The sequence below is a fragment of the Halomonas sp. ND22Bw genome, from assembly GCF_003011945.1.
In the GTDB taxonomy this organism is placed as follows: domain Bacteria; phylum Pseudomonadota; class Gammaproteobacteria; order Pseudomonadales; family Halomonadaceae; genus Halomonas; species Halomonas halophila.
In genome coordinates this window covers 1-534 of sequence record NZ_PXWD01000085.1, presented here as the reverse complement: position 1 = coordinate 534, position 534 = coordinate 1, and the positions used below count along the sequence as shown (strand labels likewise).

Genomic DNA, 534 nt, shown 5'->3' with positions numbered 1-534 from the left:
AGCCTCAAGGCCTTCGGCCAACGCGCCGCGACCACGCTCGGTGAAGCGCCCGAGGCAGCGGCGCAGCGCATCGGCCAGCTTCTGGCCGGTGGTGGCTGGAAGGTGAAGCTGCAGCACCGCGAAGGCGACGGCTGGATGGTCGCAGCGCGCGCCGGCGGTGCGCACAAGCTGGGCTACATCGCCGCGCACAGCGCCATCGTCCTGATCTGCATCGGCGGCCTGTTCGACGGCGACCTGGTGGTGCGCGCGCAGACCTGGTTCAACGGCAAGAGCGTGTTCACCGGCGGCGGCATGATCGCCGACGTGCCGGCCAAGCACCGGCTGTCGCCGTCCAACCCGACCTTCCGCGGCAACATCCTGGTGCCCGAAGGCGGCCGGTCGAGCGTGGCCATCCTGAACCAGTCCGACGGCGTGCTGCTGCAGGAGCTTCCCTTCTCGATCGAGCTGACGAAGTTCATCGTCGACTACTACTCCACCGGCATGCCCAAGCTCTTCGCGAGCGAGGTGGTGCTGCACGACCGCGAGACGGGCGCC

Annotated in this window: 1 protein-coding gene; it reads left to right on the top strand. The window is 69.1% G+C overall.

From position 1 onward, the window contains the following. On the top strand, positions 1–534 hold a 534-nt coding region (locus CVH10_RS17070), incomplete at both ends, for a cytochrome c biogenesis protein ResB (protein ID WP_146142965.1).